The 21,200-nt window shown below is 64.0% G+C and carries 24 protein-coding genes; 12 read left to right on the top strand and 12 right to left on the bottom strand.

The window, feature by feature from the left end:
• Positions 1-63 precede the first annotated feature (63 nt).
• The 3 genes from OHD62_RS10525 to choV all read left to right on the top strand — a co-directional run bounded on the left by OHD62_RS10525 (position 64) and on the right by choV (position 3,161).
• Complete coding sequence (locus OHD62_RS10525) at positions 64-999, top strand: choline ABC transporter substrate-binding protein (RefSeq protein WP_263782570.1); 936 nt, start codon at positions 64-66, stop codon at positions 997-999.
• A gap of 123 nt (positions 1,000-1,122) precedes the next feature.
• Entirely contained in the window at positions 1,123-1,983 is an 861-nt protein-coding gene (gene choW, locus OHD62_RS10520; protein ID WP_263782568.1) for a choline ABC transporter permease subunit, read from the top strand.
• Positions 1,980-3,161, top strand: coding sequence for a choline ABC transporter ATP-binding protein (gene choV / locus OHD62_RS10515; RefSeq protein ID WP_263782567.1), 1,182 nt, complete (start codon positions 1,980-1,982; stop codon positions 3,159-3,161). Before choW ends, choV begins: the two co-directional genes overlap by 4 nt.
• A 17-nt stretch (positions 3,162-3,178) precedes the next feature.
• Here choV and OHD62_RS10510 read toward each other — a convergent pair whose 3' ends face one another.
• Both OHD62_RS10510 and OHD62_RS10505 read right to left on the bottom strand, forming a co-directional pair.
• Complete coding sequence (locus OHD62_RS10510; protein ID WP_263782566.1) at positions 3,179-4,588, bottom strand: ATP-binding protein; 1,410 nt, start codon at positions 4,586-4,588, stop codon at positions 3,179-3,181.
• On the bottom strand, positions 4,585-5,301 hold the full coding sequence (locus OHD62_RS10505; RefSeq protein ID WP_263782565.1) for a response regulator: 717 nt from the start codon (positions 5,299-5,301) through the stop codon (positions 4,585-4,587). The genes OHD62_RS10510 and OHD62_RS10505 overlap by 4 nt, the downstream gene beginning before the upstream one ends.
• 237 nt (positions 5,302-5,538) lie before the next feature.
• On the opposite strand from OHD62_RS10505, the gene OHD62_RS10500 reads away from it, so the two are divergent.
• The 4 genes from OHD62_RS10500 (at position 5,539) to clpS (ending at position 7,124) form a co-directional block, all read left to right on the top strand.
• Positions 5,539-5,868, top strand: coding sequence for a hypothetical protein (locus OHD62_RS10500; protein WP_263783847.1), 330 nt, complete (start codon positions 5,539-5,541; stop codon positions 5,866-5,868).
• A 39-nt stretch (positions 5,869-5,907) separates the two neighbouring features.
• Positions 5,908-6,135, top strand: coding sequence for a hypothetical protein (locus tag OHD62_RS10495; RefSeq protein ID WP_263782564.1), 228 nt, complete (start codon positions 5,908-5,910; stop codon positions 6,133-6,135).
• Between the two features lie 176 nt (positions 6,136-6,311).
• Positions 6,312-6,671, top strand: a complete 360-nt coding sequence (locus OHD62_RS10490) for a hypothetical protein (protein ID WP_263782563.1) — start codon at positions 6,312-6,314, stop codon at positions 6,669-6,671.
• A gap of 147 nt (positions 6,672-6,818) precedes the next feature.
• Complete coding sequence (gene clpS, locus OHD62_RS10485) at positions 6,819-7,124, top strand: ATP-dependent Clp protease adapter ClpS (protein ID WP_263783846.1); 306 nt, start codon at positions 6,819-6,821, stop codon at positions 7,122-7,124.
• 6 nt (positions 7,125-7,130) lie between these two features.
• On the opposite strand, the gene OHD62_RS10480 is transcribed toward clpS, so the two are convergent.
• Genes OHD62_RS10480 through OHD62_RS10465 form a run of 4 tightly spaced genes read right to left on the bottom strand, consistent with a single transcriptional unit; the run spans position 7,131 to position 14,004 of the window.
• Entirely contained in the window at positions 7,131-9,218 is a 2,088-nt protein-coding gene (locus tag OHD62_RS10480) for a hypothetical protein (protein ID WP_263782562.1), read from the bottom strand.
• A gap of 3 nt (positions 9,219-9,221) precedes the next feature.
• The gene (locus tag OHD62_RS10475) at positions 9,222-12,044 is read right to left on the bottom strand and encodes a DUF4159 domain-containing protein (protein WP_263782561.1); all 2,823 of its coding nucleotides are present in this window, start codon (positions 12,042-12,044) and stop codon (positions 9,222-9,224) included.
• Positions 12,041-13,000: a DUF58 domain-containing protein gene (locus OHD62_RS10470; protein ID WP_263782560.1), complete on the bottom strand. Its 960-nt coding sequence runs from the start codon at positions 12,998-13,000 to the stop codon at positions 12,041-12,043. The genes OHD62_RS10475 and OHD62_RS10470 overlap by 4 nt, the downstream gene beginning before the upstream one ends.
• Positions 13,000-14,004, bottom strand: a complete 1,005-nt coding sequence (locus OHD62_RS10465) for an AAA family ATPase (RefSeq protein ID WP_263782559.1) — start codon at positions 14,002-14,004, stop codon at positions 13,000-13,002. Before OHD62_RS10465 ends, OHD62_RS10470 begins: the two co-directional genes overlap by 1 nt.
• A gap of 147 nt (positions 14,005-14,151) precedes the next feature.
• On the opposite strand from OHD62_RS10465, the gene OHD62_RS10460 reads away from it, so the two are divergent.
• Genes OHD62_RS10460 through OHD62_RS10450 form a run of 3 tightly spaced genes read left to right on the top strand, consistent with a single transcriptional unit; the run spans position 14,152 to position 16,692 of the window.
• On the top strand, positions 14,152-14,781 hold the full coding sequence (locus OHD62_RS10460) for a DUF1285 domain-containing protein (RefSeq protein ID WP_263783845.1): 630 nt from the start codon (positions 14,152-14,154) through the stop codon (positions 14,779-14,781).
• Between the two features lie 13 nt (positions 14,782-14,794).
• On the top strand, positions 14,795-15,427 hold the full coding sequence (locus OHD62_RS10455; RefSeq protein WP_263783844.1) for a CoA pyrophosphatase: 633 nt from the start codon (positions 14,795-14,797) through the stop codon (positions 15,425-15,427).
• Positions 15,424-16,692: a CCA tRNA nucleotidyltransferase gene (locus tag OHD62_RS10450; RefSeq protein WP_263782558.1), complete on the top strand. Its 1,269-nt coding sequence runs from the start codon at positions 15,424-15,426 to the stop codon at positions 16,690-16,692. The genes OHD62_RS10455 and OHD62_RS10450 overlap by 4 nt, the downstream gene beginning before the upstream one ends.
• A 6-nt stretch (positions 16,693-16,698) precedes the next feature.
• Here OHD62_RS10450 and OHD62_RS10445 read toward each other — a convergent pair whose 3' ends face one another.
• From OHD62_RS10445 to hemF, 3 genes are all read right to left on the bottom strand, one after another.
• On the bottom strand, positions 16,699-16,884 hold the full coding sequence (locus tag OHD62_RS10445) for a DUF1059 domain-containing protein (protein ID WP_263782557.1): 186 nt from the start codon (positions 16,882-16,884) through the stop codon (positions 16,699-16,701).
• 191 nt (positions 16,885-17,075) lie between these two features.
• Complete coding sequence (locus OHD62_RS10440) at positions 17,076-17,336, bottom strand: DUF1344 domain-containing protein (protein WP_263782556.1); 261 nt, start codon at positions 17,334-17,336, stop codon at positions 17,076-17,078.
• Between the two features lie 249 nt (positions 17,337-17,585).
• Complete coding sequence (hemF, locus tag OHD62_RS10435) at positions 17,586-18,500, bottom strand: oxygen-dependent coproporphyrinogen oxidase (RefSeq protein WP_263782555.1); 915 nt, start codon at positions 18,498-18,500, stop codon at positions 17,586-17,588.
• 212 nt (positions 18,501-18,712) lie between these two features.
• Here hemF and OHD62_RS10430 point away from each other — a divergent pair, with 212 nt between their 5' ends.
• Positions 18,713-18,970, top strand: a complete 258-nt coding sequence (locus OHD62_RS10430; protein WP_263782554.1) for a hypothetical protein — start codon at positions 18,713-18,715, stop codon at positions 18,968-18,970.
• Positions 18,971-19,210: 240 nt separating this feature from the next.
• On the opposite strand, the gene soxR is transcribed toward OHD62_RS10430, so the two are convergent.
• The 3 genes from soxR to OHD62_RS10415 all read right to left on the bottom strand — a co-directional run bounded on the left by soxR (position 19,211) and on the right by OHD62_RS10415 (position 20,659).
• Positions 19,211-19,654: a redox-sensitive transcriptional activator SoxR gene (gene soxR, locus OHD62_RS10425; RefSeq protein ID WP_263782553.1), complete on the bottom strand. Its 444-nt coding sequence runs from the start codon at positions 19,652-19,654 to the stop codon at positions 19,211-19,213.
• Between the two features lie 170 nt (positions 19,655-19,824).
• Positions 19,825-20,283, bottom strand: coding sequence for a tRNA (cytidine(34)-2'-O)-methyltransferase (locus tag OHD62_RS10420; protein ID WP_263782552.1), 459 nt, complete (start codon positions 20,281-20,283; stop codon positions 19,825-19,827).
• A 112-nt stretch (positions 20,284-20,395) separates the two neighbouring features.
• Complete coding sequence (locus OHD62_RS10415) at positions 20,396-20,659, bottom strand: hypothetical protein (RefSeq protein ID WP_263782551.1); 264 nt, start codon at positions 20,657-20,659, stop codon at positions 20,396-20,398.
• Between the two features lie 87 nt (positions 20,660-20,746).
• On the opposite strand from OHD62_RS10415, the gene OHD62_RS10410 reads away from it, so the two are divergent.
• Positions 20,747-21,178 (top strand): hypothetical protein, encoded by a 432-nt coding sequence (locus OHD62_RS10410; RefSeq protein WP_263782549.1) that lies wholly within the window; start codon positions 20,747-20,749, stop codon positions 21,176-21,178.
• Positions 21,179-21,200 lie beyond the last annotated feature (22 nt).

The raw sequence follows: 21,200 nt of genomic DNA, 5'->3' as shown, positions 1-21,200 counted from the left end.
CTGATGAAACAAAGGCGGCGCAAGAAATCCGCTTCGCCAAAGAATCGAAATGGGAGAATAACTATGTCGCGCATGAATTCCTTCGCCGCCGGCCTTGGCCTGGCGGCTTTTCTGTCCACCAGCGCAGCTTTCGCCGGCGATCCGGAAAGCTGCAAGGCGGTGCGTCTTTCCGATGTCGGCTGGACCGACATCCAGGCGACGACCGGCGTCGCCTCGGTGCTGCTCACCGCGCTTGGTTACGAGCCGCAGGTGATCCAGCTTTCGGTGCCGGTGACCTATGCGTCGCTGAAGAACAAGGATCTTGACGTTTTCCTCGGCAACTGGATGCCGTCGATGACCAATGACATCAAGGACTACACCGCCGATGGCTCGGTCGAGACCGTCAGCGAAAACCTCAGCGGCGCCGGCTATGGCATTGTCGTGCCGACCTATGTGGCGGACGCCGGCGTCAAGACGCTGACCGACCTCGGCAAGTTCAAGGACAAGTTCGACGGCAAGATCTACGGCATCGAGGCCGGCAATGACGGCAACCGGATCATCCTCGACATGATCAAGAACCCGGCCGACAATCTCGAAGGCTTTGAACTGGTCGAATCCTCGGAGGCCGGCATGCTCACCCAGGCCGAGCAGTCGATGAAGAACAATGAATGGATCGCCTTCCTCGGCTGGACGCCGCATCCGGTGATGGGCGCCATGAAGATCACCTATCTCGAAGGCATGGGCGACAGCGGCTTCGGCGCCGCCACCGTCAGCACAAATGTGCGCAAGGGCTATATGACCGAATGCCCGAACGCCGGCAAGTTCATCGCCAATCTGAAGTTCAATCTGGACATGGAAGGCGAGATGATGGACGCCATCCTCAAGGGCGGCGACGCCAACACGGTCGCCACCGACTGGCTGAAGAAAAACCCGGACGCGGTCACACCCTGGATTGCCGGTGTGACCACTTTCGACGGCGGCGACGCGGCCGCGGCGGTCAAGACCGCACTCGGAAGCTGAGCCGACTTTGCATCCGGTGTGACCGGATTAAGAAGGGCAGCCGCTGTAGAAAAGGCTGCCCTTTTTCATATCCTGTGACAAGATGACCGTCCGGCAAGGACGGCGCCAACGGAAGAGGGGAAGATGGATCCGATTTCAAAATTCCTGGCCGACCAAAGCCACAGAATCCCCATAGGCCCTTGGGGAAAGGCCTTCTTCACCTTCCTCACCGACAATTTCAACACGGTCTTCAGGGCCTTTTCCAACAGCCTCAATTTCCTGCTCGACGGGATCGTGGACGGGCTGCTGCTGCTGCCACCCGTTCTGCTCATCGCGCTGATCGCGCTGCTTGCCTATTTCCTGCAGCGTTCGAAAGGCCTGGCGCTCGCCGTCTTCATCGGACTGCTGTTCATCCTCAACCAGAACCTCTGGAAGCAGACGGTGGAGACGCTCGTGCTGGTGGTTGCCGCCGCCGCCGCCTCGATGGCCATCGGCGTGCCGCTCGGCATCTGGGCCGCGCACAAGCCGAAGGTCTACCGCTTCATGCTGCCGGTGCTCGACCTGATGCAGACGCTGCCGACCTTCGTCTACCTGATCCCGGTGTTGACCTTGTTCGGGCTGGGCAACGCGCCCGGCCTCATCGTCACCATCATTTTCGTCATCCCGACATCGGTCCGGCTCACCCATCTCGGCATCACTTCGGTGCCGAAATCGATCATCGAGGCCGGTGAGTCCTTCGGCGCCACCAAGAGGCAGCTTTTGTGGAAGGTCGAGCTGCCTTCGGCGTTACCCACCATCATGGCCGGGCTCACCCAGTCGATTATGCTGTCGCTGTCGATGGTGGTGTTCGCGGCCCTGATCGGCGCCGGCGGCCTCGGTACCGAAATCAACCGGGCGCTCGGTTCGCGGCGCATCGACCTCGGGCTCGAGGCCGGGTTGGCCATCGTCGTTCTCGCCATCGTGCTCGACCGGATGACCCGCATTGGCGTTGGAGGCAAGAAATGACCGTCGCCGTCGATTTCAGGAATGTCGATATCGTCTTCGGCGCCGACCAGGCCGGGTCACTGGCGCTCATCGACAGCGGCGCCACCCGGGCCGAGATCCTCGAAAAGACCGGCAATGTGCTGGGTTGCGCAGGGGCCAGTCTCACGGTGCATGAGGGCGAGATTTCCGTGCTCATGGGCCTGTCCGGCTCCGGCAAGTCGACCCTGCTCAGAGCCGTCAACCGGCTGAACGTCGTTTCGCGCGGCCAGGTCCTGGTCAAGGACGGCGACGGCACGGTCGATGTCGTCACCTGCGACGAGGCAACGCTGAGAAGGCTGCGGCAGAAGCAGGTGGCGATGGTTTTCCAGCAGTTCGGCCTGCTGCCGTGGCGCACGGTGGAGGAGAATGTCGGCCTCGGCCTCGAGCTCGCCGGCATGCCGGAAGCCGAGCGCAAGGCGCGGGTCAAGAAGCAGCTGGAGCTCGTCCATCTGAACCAGTGGTCGAAGAAATACGCTCATGAGCTTTCCGGCGGCATGCAGCAGCGCGTCGGGCTGGCGCGCGCCTTTGCCACCGAAGCGCCGATCCTGTTGATGGACGAACCTTTCTCGGCGCTCGACCCGCTGATCCGGACCAAACTGCAGGACGAGTTGCTGCAGCTTCAGGCCGAACTGAAGAAGACCATCATCTTCGTCAGCCACGATCTCGAGGAAGCGCTGAAGATCGGCAGCCACATCACCATCATGGAGGGCGGGCGCATCGTGCAGACCGGCGCGCCGGAAGACATCGTGCTCAGACCCGCCAACGACTATGTCCGCGACTTCATTGCCAATGTGAATCCGCTATCCGTCCTGACGGCCTGGAACGTGATGCGCGATCGCCGCGACCTCGAACACGGCAAGGACGGCTGGGTATGGCTCGACCGGCGCAAGACGACGCGCTTCAAGATCGACGAGCACGGGCTGGTGGCGGCGGCCGAACGCGACGGCAAGCCGGCGGTGTGGGTCTCCTGCGCCGATGTCGAAGGCCAGCCCGAAGAGGCCGCCCAGGTGTTCTGGGCCAACCCCGGCACCTCGCTGAAGACGGTGATGCTGGCCATGCACCGTTCGCAGACGGCACCGGTGGCGCTGTTCGACGACCAGTCGCGCTTCGTCGGCGCCATCGGCATCAGGGACGTGCTGAGCGCGGTGTTGAGAAGGTAATTTTCACCAGGCCGGCCTTATGCCGCGAGCGGCAATCTCAACTCGGTCAGCAGGCCGCCGCCGGGGTGATTGGACAGGCTGACCTCGCCGCCGGCGGCACGGGCGATGTTGCGGGCGATGGTCAGGCCGAGACCGAGGCCGCCGGTCTGGCGGTTGCGCGACTGCTCCAGGCGCACGAACGAGCCGAACACGGCGTCGAGCTCGGCCTGCGGAATGCCCGGCCCCTCGTCGCGGATGGCCAGCGTGATGATCTTGCCCGATTGCTGCAGGCTGAGATGCGCCTTCTTGCCGTAGGTAACGGCGTTCTGGACGAGATTGGTGACGCAGCGCCGCAGCGCAACCGGGCGCGCGATGCAGATCAGGCCGCGCGAGCGCGTATCCTCATTGTCGAAGGAGACTTCCTCGAAGCCGTCGGCGATCGACTCCACCAGCGACCAGAAATCGATCCTCTCGCTCTTTTCCTCGGTCACCTCGAAGGTGGCGAAGTCGATGACCGAGCTGGCAATCTCCTCGATATCGGCAAGGTCATGCGCCAGCGCCTCGCGAGCGGTCGTTTTCCTCAGCAGTTCGAGACGCAGCCGCATCCTGGTCAGCGGCGTGCGCAAATCATGCGCCAGTGCCGCCGCAAGATGTTCGCGATCCTCGACATAGTCGCGCAGCCTCGCCTGCATGGCGTTGACCGCCCTGGCGGCGGTACGGACCTCGCGGCTGCCGGTCTCGGCGATCGGCGGGCTCTTGAGGTCGTTGCCGATCCGCTTCACCGCGGTTTCCATCATCCGGTAGGGCGCGGTCAGCCGGCGCAGCGACCAGATCGAGGAGACCACCACCAGCCCGGCGATCAGGGCATAGAGCGGCAGGCTGTCAACGCTCAATATGGGGCCGACCGGCGTATTCGGCTCGGTGAAGTTCAGCCATTGGCCGTCGGCGAAGCGGAGCGAGGCCGTCAGCTTGTCGCTCTGGGCGAAATCGGCCGCCAGCACCAGGAGGTCGCGCTCGACCTGGCCGAGATCGCGATGATCGACCTGGCCTCCGGCATCGTCGGCTTCGCGCGTTGCCGGGTCGCGCCGGACGCGTGCGTCGGTGACGCCGAATTTGGACAGCCGCCCGACCAATATGTCTTCCAGTTCGGCCAGCTCGTCATCGCCGGCGATCGACGAGATGACAGCGGGTGTATCCGACACGGTGAGCGCATAGGTTGCGTTGGACAGGCCGGAGGCAATGGCCTTGCGTTCTTCAGGCGCCGCGTCATGCATCAACTGCACCAGCGAGAAGGCACGGTCGTTGAGCCGGTAGAGATCGACCACATCATTGGCGGCGGCGCGGTCGCGCGAGACGATGTAGAGGGTCGCGACCTGGCTGATCAGCAAGCCGGCAATGACGATGAGCAGAACCCAGACCGGCAGGGTCTGCGGCAGGATGCGTCTCATTCGGACGTCGTTTCGGGCAGGAACTGATAACCGCCGCTGCGCACGGTCAGGATCAGCTTCGGCGTTTTGGGGTCGTCCTCCATCTTGCGCCGGAGCCGGCTGACCAGAATGTCGACGCTGCGGTCGAAGCTGTAGCCGCTGTCGCCGCCCGACAATTCGATGAGCTGCTCGCGGCTCAGCACGCGCTGCGCACTCCTGACGAAAGTCTGCAGGAGGTTGAACTCCGCCATCGTCAGCTCGACCCTGACGTCACCCGGCGCCATCAGCCGGCGGCGCGAGAAGTCCATCGTCCAGCCGGCGAAACGGTAGATCTGTTTCGAGGTGGGGCGGCGCGGCTCGGCGGCGCCGTTGCGCCTCAGCACAGCGCGGATCCGCGCCAGCAACTCGCGTGGATCGAAGGGTTTGGGCACATAGTCGTCGGCGCCCATCTCCAGCCCCACCACCCGGTCGGTCGTCTCGTTGACCGCAGTCAGCATGATGATCGGTGTCGCATAATTGGCGCGAAGCTCGCGGCAGAGCTCCAGCCCGCTCTTTCCGGGCAGCATGACGTCCAGAACGATAAGGTCCACCTGTACCCGGCGCAGGATGGTTTCCATCTCGGTCCCGTCGGCGGCGACGGAGGTGTGCAGCCCTCGCTTCTGGAAAAACTCCTGAAGCAGGTCGCGGATGCCCTTGTCGTCGTCGACGATCAGTATGTGTGCGTCGGATTTCACGGAAAACCTGCCATGGTGGATCGCTCAAGCGCTCATTCGCGCATCACCCACACGATAGAATCCAGGCCATATGTTGGCCAGTGGCGATGTCAGGCCCAAAAGCGGATTCGACAGAAACAATCCAGAAACAAAATTCTACAGTTCGGAAAAACTCCCGAAAAAAAACAAAGGCATAAGTGGTGTCGTGGCGGTCAGGTTATCGGCTGCGACAAACGTTACGGGATTACGGACAAACCAATGCAAAGGTTCTCGATCAGCCTGATGGGTGCGTTGCTCGGCATTTCGCTCGTCGCGGCCGCGGTCGAACAATCCGATGCAAAGGTAGCCGATGCAAAGGTGGCCGACACAAAGGCGGCCATCACCCGCAGCGAGCGTTGCAGCGATCTGAGCCGTCAATTCGACGAAGCCCTTGAAACCCATGCCACGGCAACGCAGGTCACCGCGGCGAAGGCACTTCAAAGAAAGGGAAACCGGTACTGCGCCAGCAAGAAACAGGCACAGGGAATCCGGATGCTCGCAAATGCTTTGAAGCTGCTTGGAGTGACACCGATCGACCCCGTTCAGTGACGCTCAAATTCGATCTGCAAGAAAAAAGGAAGTGAAGCCATGAAAAAGTCCCTCCTCTCCGCTCTCGGTCTCGCCATCGCGCTCGCCTTCTCGATGCCGGTCCTCGGCACGACCAGCGCCAACGCTGCTGGCACGACCGCGGCCACGACGACCACGATGACCACCGCTGCGCCGGCCAAGGCCGTGAAGAAGGTCGCTGCCAAGAAGATCGTCAAGAAGGTCAAGAAGCACAAGAAGACTGCCCCGAAGGCGGCTCCGAAGGCCTGATCCTGACCGGGGACATCTCTTGCCCCATGAGAGGACCGCTCCAGTTGCGATTTGCCTGGAGCGGTCGTCTTTCTTGCGTGGGAAGGCCAGATCCGGGTCGAGCCCGCCCCTCGGCACCGTTCATAAGCACCGTTGAGCCAACTCCGATCGCAATGCCGACCCGGTGAGACATCCGCATGAACAAGCGGCCCTCGTCCATTCTGCGCTCGATGGTCATTGGCGGCCTGGTGGTCACCGCGCTGGCCAGGGTACTGATCCAGTTGACCGCCAGCCCGGTTCCAGATCCGGCCAGCGGGCGCATCGAGCCGGTCCTGTTTGCGCCTCCGATCTCCACCGATTGGGACTACATCACCACCTGGCAGACCATGCTGCTCATTGTGCTCACCAGCACGGTGCTGATCTGCTTTGTCGCATGGCCTGTCGTTGCCTGGCTGGAACGGCGGATGGATGCGGCCGGACCGAGGAAAAGCGCGTCGCCCGTCCCGACTGCGCGGCAATTTCCGGCTGGCCGCGGCTTCGGCCGTCAGGGCCGTTGAACCACAGCCGACAGTTCCCACATAGACCACAGATTTGTGAATGGCCGCGGCTGCCCTGAGGGTCGTTTGCACGCCGTTCAAAATGGACGATCGCTTTCGCCCGTGCCAGAGTGACAGCGACATTCTCGCATGCAACTGTCGGTTCCGATGCCTGAAATCACGACAAAACCCCGCACCAGGACGCAACCGAAGACCGAACGGCCAAAGCTCTACAAGGTCATCCTGGTCAATGACGATTTCACGCCACGCGAATTCGTGGTGACGGTGCTGAAGGGCGAGTTCAAGCTGAGCGAAGACCAGGCGCGACGGGTGATGATCACCGCGCATCAGCGCGGTGTCTGCGTCGTCGCCGTCTTCACCAGGGACGTCGCCGAGACCAAGGCGGCGCGGGCGACCGATGCCGGCAAAGCCAAGGGCTATCCGCTGATGTTCACGACGGAGCCGGAGGAGTAAGGAACACTATCTTCCCTCGCGGTACCACATCGAGCCCATCGCCAGCAGCAACAGGCCGAGGCCAAGGAAGCCGCCGAACAGCGGCACGCGCGACACCGCCTTGAGCACGCTGTCGTCGGTGGTGCGCAAGCCGATCCAGTCGTTGCCGGCGGCCGCGCCCGAGGAGCGAACCGGGACAATCGAAGGCAGCGTCACGCCGCTGGCGAGGCCGCCAAGCGTCGATGACGGAGCCAGCCGGCGCACGCTGCCGCCGGTGGCCTCGGTCGGTGCTTTCAACCGGTTCTCGGTGGAGATGACGTCGGAGAATTCCGGCGCGTTGACCGGGCCGACATGGGCAAGGGCGGTCAAATTGCCATTGCCGACCTGATAAAGGCCGATCTCGCTGGTCTCGATACTGCCTAGGAAAACGCCGGGCTCGGATTTTTCGAGCTTGACGATCAGCGCCTTGCCGGAGGGCGTGATGACCTGGGCCGGGCCGGGATCATCGCTCATCGTCTGGCGGCGGATTTCCAGCATCATGCCGCGGCCGTCGGCGGTCAGCCGCTCCTCCTCGAGTTCGGGCTCCTTCATCAGCCAGTGGGCGATGCGCCGGTAGAGCTGGACATGCGGGCCGCCGCCTTCGAAGCCGCGCGCCCACAGCCAACCCTGGTCGGACAGAAGCATGCCGACGCGGCCTTCGCCCTTGCGGTCAAGCAAAAGCAGCGGCCGGTTGTCGGCGCCCTTCATCACCACTTCGCCCTCAGGATTCTCGACGCCGATGGTGCGAAACCAGCGGCTCCAGTGCGGCGGGTCGGTCGCCGAACCGTCGAGCCCGCGCGTCACCGGATGGCGCTGGCCAAGATCGGTGAGGCGCGGATAAAATGCCTTGTCGACGACTTCGCCGGTCGGCATCGCCGGCAGTGCCGCCATCAAAGGCGTTCGGGCAATGGAGCTTTCGCCGGCATATTCGGGGCCGGCCGCGATCAGCAGCGCGCCGCCCTTTTCGACATATTCGGCGATGTAGTCGTAGTAGAGGATCGGCAGCACATCGCGATGCTGGTAGCGGTCGAAGATGATAAGGTCGAAATCCTTGATCTTCTCGACGAAAAGTTCGCGCGTCGGAAAGGCGATCAGCGATAATTCGTTGATCGGCGTGCCGTCCTGCTTTTCCGGCGGCCGCAGAATGGTGAAGTGAACGAGATCGACCGAGGCGTCGGATTTCAGGAGGTTGCGCCAGGTGCGCTCGCCGGCATGCGGCTCACCGGAGACGAGCAGCACACGCAAATTCTCGCGGATGCCGTCGACCAGCGCGATGGCGCGGTTGTTGGTGTCGGTCAGTTCGCCCGGCTCGGGGTCGATGGCGAGTTCTATGATGTTGCGGCCGGCGCCGGGGATGGTCACCTGCAACGGCATGGCTTGGCCGATGGTGGCTTGCTCGACCGCAACCTGCTCGCCATTGACCGAGACGCGGACATCGACCTGGCCGGCCTGGTTACCGGTGGCGATGACGCGATAGGTCATGTCGAGCGGCTTGCCTACCAGGCCGAAGCGCGGCGCGTTCTCGAAGCGGATGCGGCGATCCTTCTCGTGGTCGTTGCCGGTGATCAGCGCGTGCAGCGGGGCGTTGAAGTCGGGGGTGCCGGCGGGTGCGTCATGCACCTCGCCGTCGGTGATCATGATGGCGCCGCCGATGCGCGAAGGCGGTACGTCGCGGAAAGCGCCTTCAAGCGCGCCGAACAGCCTGGTTTCGGTGCGCTCGTCGGCGGCTTCCGACTTGCCGGCCTCGACGACGCGCACGTCGAACTGCTTGAAGCGGCCGAGGCGTTGCTGAAGCCCGGCCAGCGCCTCGTCGGTCTGCTTGGTGCGCTCGCCGATGTCCTGGCTCTGGCTGCGGTCGACGATGACGGCGACGACGCTTTTCAGCGCCTCGCGCTCCTCGTCGAGGAACACCGGGTTGACGAGGGCGGCGCCCAGCGCGAGCAGGGCGGCGAAGCGAAAGACCGAGCCGCGCTGGCGAAACCACAAGCCGACCAGCGCCAGCAGCAACAGCGGCGCCAGCACCAGGCCAAGCAGCGGCCAGGAGAGAAGCGGTTCGAGAGAGAGCGACCAGTTCATGGCTTACTGCCCCAGCCGTTCGAGCAGCACCGGCACATGCACCTGGTCGGATTTGTAGTTGCCGGTCAGCATGTACATCATGATGTTGACGCCGGCGCGCAGCGCATAGATGCGCTGCATCGGGTCCGACGGCACGGTCGGCAAAAGCGGGTCGCCATTCTCGTCGACCGCCCAGGCGCCGGCGAAGTCATTGGCGGTGATCATGATCGGCGAGACGCCGTCGCCGGTGCGCACCGGGCGGTTCTCGGTGTTGCTGGCTTCGAGCGACGCTTCGACCCAGAGCGGGCTGCCGGCGAAGCGGCCGGGAAACTCGGGCAAGATGTAGAAGGACTTGGTCAGCACGTGGTCCGACGGCACTGGTTCCAACGGCGGCACGTTGAGATTGCCGAGGATGTCGCGCAGCCGCTCTGTCGCCGGGCTGGTCGAATCGGCGCCGATGCCGTTGGCGAACTGGTCGCGCGTGTCGAACAGAACCGTACCGCCCTGCTGCATATAGGCGTCGATGCGGGCGATCGCCGCCTCGCTCGGCATCGGGGCGGTGGAGTCGATCGGCCAATAGATCAGCGGGTAGAAGGACAGTTCATCCTTGGAGATGTCGACGCCGGCCGGCGCTCCGGGTTCGAGCGCGGTCTTCTCGATCAGGAAACGGGTCAGGCCTTCGAGCCCGGCGCGGCTGATCGAATCGACGCCGGGCTCGCCGGTCAGCACATAGGCGATCCTGGTCTTCGAAATGTCCTCGATCGCCTGGGTGTCGCCGGGCTTTGCATCGTCGGCGCGGGCGATGTCGGCGTGGCCGAGCAAGGCGCCGAGCGCAATCAGCAGGGCGGCCGCGGTTGCCGCAGTCCGGGCACGGCGTGGCCGGCGCGAGAACAGGCCGCCCATCCAGAACACGGCCAGCGTGTCGAGCACCATCAAAGCCAGAGCCGCCGCCACCAGCGGTCCTTTCAGATCATGCGATTCATCGAAGGCGTATTGGACGGTGGTGACCGGCACGGTGATCTGAGGGCGGACCAGCGGTGCGAAAGTGCTGCCGCCTTCGAGCAGATTGTGGGCGAAGACGCCGGTTTCGGAACCGTAGAGGCCGGGTGGGTTCTCGAACGTCACCGGCAGCGGGCCGGCGCCCGGCACCAGCGGCCTTGCATCGGGTGTCGGCGGCACCAGCGTGCCATCGGCTGATATCATGCGATAGGGCGCCAGCGAGGTGGCGGCGGCTTCGGCATTGGCGACCGCCGCGCCCTGATTGCGCGACAGCTGCACGATGCGCCGCAGCATTTCGACGAAGCTGCCGGAGATCGGCAGGCTCGACCATGTCGCTTCCGGCGTGACATGGAACAGGACCAGCGTGCCCTTGCCCTTCTTCAGCCCGGTCACCAGCGGCGTGCCGTCGGCCAGCGTGGCCCAGGTGCGCTCGACGATGTCGGGCGTCGGCTCGGCCAGGACCTGCCTGGTGACGGTGACTTCGGCGGGCGGCGCGAGGTCGGTGAAGGGGCCGGTCTTCGGAAATTCCGTTACCGGCTGCGGGGTCGTCCATGACAGCGCGCCGCCAAGCGAGCGTTCGCCGGTGCGCAAGCGGACCGGCAGCAGGTCGTCGTCATTGCCGGCGGCGGCCAGCCGTGAACCGGCAAAGCGCACCAGCGTGCCGCCATTGTCTACCCAGTCGACCAGTCTTTGCCGCACCTGCTCGGGAATGATGCCTATATCGGCCATGACGATCATCGCCGGCTTCTGGTCGAGGAGCTGCGGGATGGCGTCGGCGAGGTCGGCGCTTGACGGTTCGACCAGATCGGCGAAGGGCTGCAGCGCGCGCCTGATATAGTAGAGCGGCGACAGAAGCGGCTGCGCCTGATCGGCTTCGGCCTGCGACAGGAGCCCGACGCGGCGGCGCTTGGAATTCTCGTCGAGCACCCGCACGGCGCCGGCCTGGCGCTCGCCGTCGAGCGCGATCGAAGCGAAGTCGTTGCGCAGTTCGAACGGCACCGTCATCGTGCCGGTGGCGGTGGCCTCGCCCGGCGCGAAGGTCAGCGTCGCGTCGGCGATGCGGCGGCCCTTGTCGTCGAAAGCGCCGGCGGTCACCTGAGCCGGCGCCGGGTCGCCCGGCGCGCGGATGGCAGTCAGCGCAAAGCCGTCGACCTGGTTGTCGGCGCCGGTCAGCCCGGTCAAGGTCAACCGGTCGGAGACGGCCCAGACGACACGCGCCGCGTTCTTCGATAAAAGCGTGTTGAAGGCGGCCTCGTCGCCTTTCGCCGCCAGACCGTCGGCGAGCACGGCGACGCTGGCGCCTGGCAAGCTCTCCAGCGTCCCAGCGACGCGGGCATAGACGGCCGGGCGGTCGGTCGGGATCGGCCGCGGCTTTGCCGCGCGCAGCCGGTCGAGCGCGGCGGCAGCGTCGAAGGGGCCGATCTCGGCATTCGGCTTTTCCGCGGTGAAGGCGATGATGACCGGCACGCCATTGGACCCGGCATCGGCGATCAGCCGCTCGGCGGTGGCGACGCGCTTGCCCCAGTCGGCGGCACTGGCCCAGTCATTGTCGATGACCAATGCGAGCGCTGCGCCCTCGGCCGGCAGTTTTTCGCGTGGATTGAAGACGGGTTCGGCAAGTGCCGCGACGACCAGAGCCGCCATCAAAAGCCGGAGCAGCGTCAGCCACCACGGGCTTTGATGCGGCGTCTCCTCACGCTTCAAAACGCGGGCCAGGATCTTCAGCGGCGGGAAAGTCTCGGTCTGCGGCTTGGGCGGGGTGAGCCGCAACAGCCACCAGATCACCGGCAATGCCAGGAGGCCCCACAGCACCATGGGCGCGCCGAAGGAAAGCGGCAGCCAACTCATGCGCTGATCCTTCCGGCATGGCCGCCAGCGGCCGGCCCGGCATGACCTGCGGTCAGCCCGGCATGACCGCCACCGGCGGTCATCGCCATGTGGATGCGCACCAGCGCCTCGGAGGCGAGGCGGTCGGTGTGGTTGACGGTGAAGCTCCAGCCGAGCCGCTTGCACCAGCCGGCCAGCTCCTGGCGCCGCGCGGTGTAGAGCAGGCGGTATTCATCGCCCAGCGTTTCGGCGCGGCCAGCGGTCAGCTTTTCGCCGGTCTCGGGATCGGTGAATTCGGTGCGGCCGGCATAGGGGAAGGTCTCTTCGGCCGGGTCGGCGACCTCGATCAGATGGGCACGCACGCCATGGCGGGCGAGCACGTCGAGCCAGGCCATGGTGTCCTCGACCGAGTCGAGGAAATCGCTGATGAGGATGATGTCGCAAAAGCGGCGGATGCCGGAAAGGTCCGGCTTTGCTGGCAGGCCGGAGGCATGGGTGAGCTGGGCGGCGATGCGCTCGGCGCCGTTGCGGGCGGTGAACGGATCGGTCAGGCCCGGCCAGGCGATACGCTCGCCGCTGCGCGACAGAAGCTCGGCCATGGCCAGCGCCAGCACCAGCGCGCGCGATTCCTTGGAGACGGTCGCTCCGGTCGATTTGTAGAGCATGGAGGGCGAGGGGTCGGCCCATAGCCATACCGTATGGGCGGCCTCCCATTCGCGGTCGCGCACATAGGTGTGATCGTCGCGGGCCGAGCGGCGCCAGTCGATGCGCGAGGAATCGCCTTCGACATAGGGCCGGAACTGCCAGAAATTCTCACCGATGCCGCGCTTGCGGCGGCCATGCCAGCCGGCAATCACCGTGTTGACGATGCGGCGCGCCTCGACCAGCAGATCCGGCACCAGCGAGGCTCGCAACCGGCCACGGGCGAGCGCGTCGCGCGTCGCAGCCGGTGCCTGGACCTCGCCTATGCGCCCCATCAGATACCTTTTGCCAGTTTCGCCACCACGTCGCGCACAGTCGTACCCTCGGCGCGGGCGGCGAAGGTCAGCGCCATGCGGTGCTGCAACACCGGCTCGGCCAGTGCTCTGATATCGTCGACCGACGGCGCCAGCCGTCCATCATACAGGGCGCGGGCGCGGGCGCACAGTGTCAGCGCCTGGCTGGCGCGCGGGCCAGGGCCCCAGGCGACATGCTTGTCGGTCTCGGCATTGCCCTGGCCGGGGCGCGCCGAGCGCACCAGCGTGAGGATCGCCTCGACGACGCTTTCCGGTACCGGCATGCGGCGGATCAGGGTCTGGATCTCTTTCAGCCGTGCCGGCTGCAGCACATTCTGCGCCTTCGCGTCCTCGACGCCGGTGGTCTCCAGCAGGATGCGGCGCTCCGCCTCGACGTCGGGATAGAGGATGTCGACTTGCATCAGGAAACGGTCGAGCTGCGCCTCCGGCAGGGGGTAGGTGCCTTCCTGCTCCAGCGGGTTCTGCGTTGCCAGCACGTGGAAGGGCGCCGGCAGGTCATGACGGGCGCCGGCGATGGTGACGTGGTATTCCTGCATCGACTGCAGAAGCGCCGACTGGGTGCGCGGCGAGGCGCGGTTGATCTCGTCGGCCATCAAAAGCTGCGCGAAGATCGGTCCGGAGATGAAGCGGAAGGAGCGCTTGCCGAATTCATCCTGCTCCATCACCTCGGAGCCGAGAATGTCGGACGGCATCAGGTCGGGTGTGAACTGGATGCGGCGGGAATCGAGGCCGAGTACGATACCCAGCGTCTCGACCAGCTTGGTCTTGGCGAGGCCTGGCACACCGACCAGCAGCGCGTGGCCGCCAGCCAGAAGCGCCACCAGCGTGCGCTCGACGACGCTTTCCTGGCCGAAGATGACGCGGCCAACGCCCTCGCGAACCCTGGAAATGTCGGCCAGCGCCTTCTCGGCATCGGCGATCATGTCCTTCTCGCTGATCGGGCTTTCCTTGATCATCACGCTCATGCAGCATCGATCCTTCTGGTTGGAAATACCGGCTTGCACCTCACAGTGCCGCAGAATGCCGCGATTCGGCCTCGCGTGGCGTGCCTCTTTGAACTTAAATCACAGACTTAGGCTGACAAGCGGAACAACAGTGACTATTTCGTGACCATGACGGAACGCACCGACCTTCGCCAGGATAGTTTGACGGCCGCTACCGAGGCGCGGGGGCTGGAAGCGCTCGTCTCCCGCGCGACCCGCGCGGGCAAGGGCCCGGCGCCGGTGGAGCGCTGGAATCCGACCTTCTGCGGCGATCTCGACATGGAGATCAAGCAGGACGGCACCTGGTTCTATCTGGGTACGCCGATCGGTCGCATGCCGCTGGTGCAGCTGTTTTCCTCGGTGCTGCGCAAGGACGAAGACGGCAGGACCTATCTGGTGACGCCAGTGGAAAGGGTTGGCATCCGTGTCGTCGATGCACCCTTCGTCGCCGTCGAGATGGATGTTTCCGGTCGCGGCGACGGGCAGATCATCACCTTTCGCACCAACGTCGGCGATGTGGTCGAGGCCGGGCCTGGCCATCCGCTGCGCTTCGTCGACGAGGATGCGACCGGTGGCCTGAAACCCTATGTTCTGGTGCGCGGGCGGCTGGAAGCGCTGGTGGCGCGACCAGTGATGTACGAGCTGGTCGAGCATGGCGAAGAGATCGAAATCGACGGCAGAAGGATGTTTGCCGTGCGTTCGAAAGGCGCGGTCTACCCGATCATGCCGGCGGAAAAGCTCAATCGGCTGAGCGCGTGACGGACAACAGATGATGGACCAGGTGACGCCCACGCCGTTTTCAGCCGAGGATTTTCGCGCCCGCGTCGCGGCACAGCCGCAAGCCCATGCCGGCGACGATTTCGGCGACCATCGCTTCAACCCCGGTCATCCCAGGATGAAGCTGGTCAAAGCGCTGCGCGATGCCGCCGTGCTGATCCCGGTGGTCGACCATGGTCGCGACGCCACGGTCCTTTTAACCAAGCGGGCGGAGAAGCTGCGCAATCATTCAGGGCAGGTGGCCTTCCCCGGTGGCACGATCGATCCGACCGATCCCACGCCCGAAGCGGCGGCCCTGCGCGAGACATTCGAGGAGATCGGGCTCGGCCAGGACCGGATCGAGATCATCGGCCGCATGCCCGATTATGTCGCAGGCAGCGGCTATCGCATCGCCCCTGTGCTGGCAATGGTGCGGCCGGGCTTTTCCCTGACGCTGAATTCCGAAGAGGTCGACGCCGCCTTCGAAGTGCCGCTGCGCTTCCTGATGGACCCGGCCAACCACACCAGGGACAGCCGCATGTGGAACGATCTTGAATGGTTCTTCTACGAGATGCCCTATGGCGGGCAACGCATCTGGGGCGTCACCGCCGGCATCATCCGGACACTCTATGAGAGGCTCTATACGTGAGCGGCAGCGTGTCCCTCGCGGGCAGGGCCGACTGGCTCGGCAACAAGCATCTGCAGCGCCTGCTGGCCATATTGGCGGAGGACGGCGAAGAGGCGCGTGTCGCCGGCGGCGCGGTGCGCAACACGCTCATCGGCCAGTCGGTCGCCGACATCGACATCGCCACCACTTGCCTGCCGCAGGAGACCATCCGCCGAGCCGAGGCGGCGGGCTTCAAGGCGGTGCCGACCGGGATCGAGCACGGCACAATAACGGTCGTCGCCGGTGGGAAGCCATATGAAGTCACCACTTTACGCGCCGACATCGAGACCGACGGGCGGCGCGCCAAGGTTTCGTTCGGGCGCGACTGGAAGGCAGACGCGCAGCGGCGCGATTTCACCATCAACGCGCTCTATGCCGAAGCCGACGGCACGGTCGTCGACCTGGTCGGCGGCATCGCCGACATCGAAGCGCGCCGGCTGCGCTTCATCGGTGACCCGGAAGCCCGCATCCGCGAGGATTACCTGCGCATCCTGCGCTTCTTCCGCTTCTTCGCCTGGTATGGCGACGGCCGGCCCGATGCCGAAGGGCTGAAGGCCTGTGCCCGGCTCAAGGAAGGGCTCGACCGGCTTTCGGCCGAACGCATCTGGTCCGAACTGAAGAAGCTCCTGTCGGCGCCGGATCCGTCGCGCGCCTTGCTGTGGATGCGCCAGGCCAGCGTGCTCAGCAGCGTCCTGCCGGAGAGCGAGAAATGGGGCATCGACGCCATTCACGGACTGACCAGGAGCGAGAAGGATCTGGGCTGGACGCCGGACCCGCTGCTCAGGCTGGAAGCGATCGTGCCGCCGGACGCCCAGCGCATGAAGACGCTCGCCGAGCGGCTGAAATTCTCCGGCGGCGAGGCGGAGCGCTTGCGCCACTGGGCGCTGACGGATGCCGTCGAGCCGAAGCTCAGCGAAGCGGAGCTCGCCAAGAAACTCTACCGTGGCGACCGTCAAGGTTTTGTGGACCGTCTGCGGCTTTCGCTCGCTTCCGCGCGGACGCGGGCGGTCGAGGACAATGACGCGCTGCTCGAAGCAGGTGGCTTTTCGCGCCTTCTTGCATACGCCGGAAAATGGCAAAAGCCAGACTTTCCGCTCAAGGGCGCCGATCTGACGGCGCTTGGCGCATCGCCGGGACCCAAACTCGGCGAAACCTTGAAAAATCTCGAAAGGGAATGGGTCGAGTCCGGCTTTGCGCTCGACCGCGGCGCGCTGCTCAAGCGCGCCGCAAAAGCGCTTGAGGTGTAAGCAGGATCAGGCCGCGTCTCGGACCTTCTGGATTCGCGAACGGATCGCCTCGATCATCGTCTCGCGGATAACCGTTTCGCCATGCGTCTCGCGCATATGCTCGACGGCACGGCGCATGACTTCAGCTTCCTCACCGGCGCGCGTATGCCACTCGCAGCCGGGAACGAGCGACCCGCACTGAAATTCCTTCATTGGATTTCTCCCTTTTCTCGTTGAAGGACTAGCATAACACATGTCGGTGGAATCAGTTGCATAGCAGCGCGGGCATCACTGGGATCCTGGTCGGGGTCATCCGAAAGGGCAGAAAAGGCGGAGCAGCGCTGCTCCGCCCCTCTTACGCTGTCCAGGAGACAAGACTGTGTCTTGCTCCAGCGGGCAGGCCATCACTTCACGATCTTGACTGCCTCGGCAACTTTGTTCTTGCCGCTCATGTCCCACGAAACGCGGACCTTTTCGCCGGCCTTCAGGCCAGGATCCTTGAAGGTCTTGGACAGCGTAAAGGTAGATCCGTCATCCAGAACAAGGCTCATAGCCGTTCCATCATAGGTCTTGACCGTGCCCGTGGTGTGCTTGACTGCGGCGAACGCGGCGCCACCAGAGGCGAGAACGGCGGCAGCCGCAGCCGTCATAATAAGCTTGCGCATGGCATGCTCTCCTGGAAAATGAGGGCACCCGTTTGGGCAGGTGCCCCACTCAATTATGGGCCGTCCGGTCGCGTCGGGTCGCGGTTCCAGAGGAGGAGAGAACCGCCGACGTTTCCCGGCCCGGAAACGACAGATAATCCAATTGTTTCAATTGTGTATTAGACGAAAAAGATATTCGTAGCGCCACATTGCGCGTCAAGATTCGGCGAATGCGACCCGAATGCGGTTCACGCCCCGCTCACCATTATTTTACGGCCACCTTACCTCCGGCGGCAGGCTGGACAGGATCGCGGCGACATTGCCGCCGGTCTTCAGTCCGAAGATGGTGCCGCGATCGTGAAGCAAGTTGAACTCGACGTAGCGGCCACGGCGAATCAACTGCTCGTCGCGGTCGCCGTCGGTCCAGTTGTCATTGAAGTTGGCCCGAACGAGGTGTCCGTAAACGACGAGAAAAGACCGCCCGACATCCTGGACGAAGTTGAAATCGGCGTTCCAGCCGCCCTTGTCCTCGCCCGAATGCAGCCAATCGAAGAAGATGCCGCCGGTGCCGCGGGGCTCGTTGCGGTGCGGCAGGTAGAAATACTCGTCGCACCAGGCCTTGAATTTCACATGGTCGGCGACGCCGGCGTTCTTCTCGCAGGCGAATTGCATGGCCCGGTGGAAGGCAAGCGTGTCGGGATCGTCCTGGACGCGGCGGCGGTCGAGCACCGGCGTCAGGTCGGCGCCGCCGCCGAACCATTGGCGCGAGGTGACGACCATGCGCGTGTTCATGTGCACGGCCGGCACGTTGGGGTTCCAGGGATGGGCGATGAGCGAAATGCCGCTCGCCCAGAAGCTGGGATCTTCCTCGGCACCCGGCATCTGCTTCCTGAACTCCGGCGAGAACTCGCCATAGACCGTCGAGGTGTGGACGCCGACCTTCTCGAAAACCCGGCCATGCATCATCGACATGGTGCCGCCACCGCCGCGGCCTTCGTCTCGCTCCCACGGCGTCTTCTCGAAGCGGCCGGGCGACCACGAGGCCAGCGGCCCCTGCAGGTCCTGCTCGATCTGCTCGAAGGCGGCGCAGATGCGTTCGCGCAAAGTCTCAAACCAAAGCCTGGCCTTCATTTTCTTCTGTTCGATGTCGGCCGGCAGCCCCACGGGTATTTCAGGTCGTTCCAAATGTTGTCTCCAGTTGCAGCCGACAAATGACTCGTCTTTTCCGGGCGCGATCCCTAATCTCTTAGGGGCAAGGGTCAAGTCTCATCTGGTTCAGGCCCTAGAGCGGTTCAGCTTTGATAGAATCGCCGACCCGCTCTAGGTATTTGTTTTTACGCAATTCCGGACGGAAAACCGCTACGCACTTTTCCTGGAATTGCTCTAGGAGTTCTTTCATGCGCACCCCGGCAAGACCGCCGCTGGATGGCTTGAAGAAAAGGCTCGATCGTTCGCGCGCCGAGCGCGAGCGCATGCCGCGTGACGGCTTCCTGCGCGAGACTTTCGTGCTGCCGCGCCCCGATGCGCGTCTCAAGGCACAAGAATGGTTCGAGCGCTTTCCCAAGCAGGCCTACTGGACCGAGATCGAGAGCTGGTTCGAACGGCCGGGCGACCTCATCGAATTCACCATCAGGCGGTTGCCGGCCGCGGATTGACCGCTGTCACGACGAGAATAGATCGCGCAATTTTGGAGAGTCGAAGATTAGGTTCTCGCCAAGCAGTTTGCCGAATTTTTCCAGGCCCATTTTCCGCGCCTCCTCGAAGCTAACGGAGGTATAGAGGGTTGGCATGCCGCCAGAGTCGATCCGGTAGATAGTGATGAGTTGTGTCTCTTCTTCTGCTTGGATTAGGTGTCCTAGCACAGACGTTTCCTCCTTTGTCGCGTCGCATTCCATTCAGGGTGCAATTAACCTCCGCGCCCCAGTCCCTTCCCTTGCCAGCCGGTCGTCCTTGTTCCTCAGCGGGCACTTGTCGATCGACATGCAGCCGCAGCCGATGCAGTCGGTCAGCCCGTCGCGCAGCTTCTTCAGTTGGCTAATCTTCTGATCGAGCTCGTCGCGCCAAGCCGTTGAAAGCAGATTCCAGTCCTCGCGCGTCGGCGTGCGGCCTTCAGGCAGCGATTCAAGCGCCGCACCGATCTCGGCCAGCGAGATGCCGACCTCCTGTGCTATCCTGATGATCGCCACGCGTCTCAGCACATCGCGCCCGTAGCGCCGCTGATTGCCGGACGTGCGGTGGCTGCGGATCAGTCCGCGCGCTTCGTAGAAATGCAGCGCCGATACCGCCACCCCGCTGCGCGCCGCCACTTGACCGACCGTCAATTCCGTTACCGGAGCCATTCGAATTTTTCCGCTTGACCTCAAGTTAAGTTGAGCTTGTAACCAAGAAACCCTGGACATGCAAACCGCAGGAGAAGGCGATGTGCGCCTGGGTGAAAATGACAAGAGAGGGCGCGGTCGCCGGCCAGAAAGCGGCCGTGATCGTGACGCCCGCCAACAATCTGCAGATATTAGCCAAGCTGCCGGATCGCTTCGCCGGCCACCATGGCGACGGAAAGCGCGACATTGATGCTGCGCGCGCCGGGCTGCATCGGGATCGTCAATCGCGCATCAGCCGCCTTGTGGACAGAATCCGGCACGCCTGCGGATTCGCGGCCGAACAGGAATATGTCGCCGGCGGCGAAGGCGAAATCGGTGTAGGCGGTCGCGGCTTTGGTCGACAGCAGGACCAGCCGCCGCGCTTCGCTTCGGCGCCAGTTTTCGAAGGCCTGCCAGTCGACATGCCGGGTCAGCGCCGCCATTTCGAGATAGTCCATGCCAGCCCGTTTCAGCGAGCGGTCGGAGATCGGGAAGCCGGCCGGTTCGATGATGTCGACGTCAAGCCCGAGGCAGGCGGCAAAGCGCAGGATTGTTCCGGTATTGCCGGCGATATCAGGCTGGTAGAGCGCGATGCGGAGACGGTCGTTCATTTCCGCGTCTTCCTAATAAGTGGCAGATCGGCCACAGGCATTTCGCGGTTTTGGAAATTCCTGGACCTGCGGGTGGCCATTTTCTGCGAAGTCGAGTATACGCCTCTCATTGTCAACCCGAACCGAAGGAGGGGTAATTCATGATGATGACCATGCACATCCAGCGCCCCTCTTGTGGGCTTACCTGCCTGCCGGCGGTTTCGGTACGACGATTCTCCTGACTTTTTAGACACGATCGCACCGATTCTTTGCCGAAACCTTTTTCGGTCTTCGAAGGAATCCTGCGATGTTTTTCAAACGGCAAAAAGGGCTCGACGCCCCACCTGGATCTGTCCGGACTGACGCTCGCCGTCATGTCCGGACTGAAGCGATGCACGCCGACGCCATCCCTGCCTTTGGCCGAATGCCGGTGGTCGAGCTTGCTTCACCCTTTTTATCGCATCTTCACATGGAGGACGGACCAATGTTCGATCCCTATAAAATACCCGGTTCAAGAAGCCTGCACGAGCGCAAGATGGCGACCTGGGCGCTGCTGATCGGCGAAACCTATTCGTCGGCGGTCCACGCCGAGACGCGCCGGCGTCCGCATCGCGGCATGCTGCCCGATGTCGACTTCTCACGCGCCGTGCCCGACCACAGCCGTCCTTCGCTGGTGCGCCGCATCATCAGGCTGGTCAGGCCGGGCGCGAAGATCCGGGTCGTTGACACCGCGCCGTCAGGATCGTCAAACGAACCTGTCGGCGAAAAGTCCGCGACACCCTATATTGCGCGAAGCAGGACCGATGGCCCGGGTGATTCCGGGCCATCGGTCCTTGACGCCATGCGGGCCGGAGACGCTAAGCGCTCCGGGGACGCTACGCGCTCCGGGGACGTCGACCATCGCCGTGCCGCGTGAGCGGAAAAGAGATTTGTGAGCA

The sequence above is a fragment of the Mesorhizobium sp. YC-39 genome (genome assembly GCF_025753795.1).
Taxonomy (GTDB): Bacteria; Pseudomonadota; Alphaproteobacteria; order Rhizobiales; family Rhizobiaceae; genus Mesorhizobium.
Note: the sequence above shows the minus strand (reverse complement) of the source record. Positions and strands in the feature narration are given on the sequence as shown.

Bases quoted from the DNA above. Each gene is read 5' to 3' on its own strand.
- OHD62_RS10525 (WP_263782570.1), top strand. From the start codon at position 64: ATGTCGCGCATGAATTCCTTCGCCGCCGGCCTTGGCCTGGCGGCTTTT.
- choW (WP_263782568.1), top strand. From the start codon at position 1,123: ATGGATCCGATTTCAAAATTCCTGGCCGACCAAAGCCACAGAATCCCC.
- choV (WP_263782567.1), top strand. From the start codon at position 1,980: ATGACCGTCGCCGTCGATTTCAGGAATGTCGATATCGTCTTCGGCGCC.
- OHD62_RS10510 (WP_263782566.1), bottom strand. From the start codon at position 4,588: ATGAGACGCATCCTGCCGCAGACCCTGCCGGTCTGGGTTCTGCTCATC.
- OHD62_RS10500 (WP_263783847.1), top strand. From the start codon at position 5,539: ATGCAAAGGTTCTCGATCAGCCTGATGGGTGCGTTGCTCGGCATTTCG.
- OHD62_RS10495 (WP_263782564.1), top strand. From the start codon at position 5,908: ATGAAAAAGTCCCTCCTCTCCGCTCTCGGTCTCGCCATCGCGCTCGCC.
- OHD62_RS10490 (WP_263782563.1), top strand. From the start codon at position 6,312: ATGAACAAGCGGCCCTCGTCCATTCTGCGCTCGATGGTCATTGGCGGC.
- clpS (WP_263783846.1), top strand. From the start codon at position 6,819: ATGCCTGAAATCACGACAAAACCCCGCACCAGGACGCAACCGAAGACC.
- OHD62_RS10480 (WP_263782562.1), bottom strand. From the start codon at position 9,218: ATGAACTGGTCGCTCTCTCTCGAACCGCTTCTCTCCTGGCCGCTGCTT.
- OHD62_RS10475 (WP_263782561.1), bottom strand. From the start codon at position 12,044: ATGAGTTGGCTGCCGCTTTCCTTCGGCGCGCCCATGGTGCTGTGGGGC.
- OHD62_RS10470 (WP_263782560.1), bottom strand. From the start codon at position 13,000: ATGGGGCGCATAGGCGAGGTCCAGGCACCGGCTGCGACGCGCGACGCG.
- OHD62_RS10465 (WP_263782559.1), bottom strand. From the start codon at position 14,004: ATGAGCGTGATGATCAAGGAAAGCCCGATCAGCGAGAAGGACATGATC.
- OHD62_RS10460 (WP_263783845.1), top strand. From the start codon at position 14,152: ATGACGGAACGCACCGACCTTCGCCAGGATAGTTTGACGGCCGCTACC.
- OHD62_RS10455 (WP_263783844.1), top strand. From the start codon at position 14,795: ATGGACCAGGTGACGCCCACGCCGTTTTCAGCCGAGGATTTTCGCGCC.
- OHD62_RS10445 (WP_263782557.1), bottom strand. From the start codon at position 16,884: ATGAAGGAATTTCAGTGCGGGTCGCTCGTTCCCGGCTGCGAGTGGCAT.
- OHD62_RS10440 (WP_263782556.1), bottom strand. From the start codon at position 17,336: ATGCGCAAGCTTATTATGACGGCTGCGGCTGCCGCCGTTCTCGCCTCT.
- OHD62_RS10430 (WP_263782554.1), top strand. From the start codon at position 18,713: ATGCGCACCCCGGCAAGACCGCCGCTGGATGGCTTGAAGAAAAGGCTC.
- soxR (WP_263782553.1), bottom strand. From the start codon at position 19,654: ATGGCTCCGGTAACGGAATTGACGGTCGGTCAAGTGGCGGCGCGCAGC.
- OHD62_RS10420 (WP_263782552.1), bottom strand. From the start codon at position 20,283: ATGAACGACCGTCTCCGCATCGCGCTCTACCAGCCTGATATCGCCGGC.
- OHD62_RS10410 (WP_263782549.1), top strand. From the start codon at position 20,747: ATGTTCGATCCCTATAAAATACCCGGTTCAAGAAGCCTGCACGAGCGC.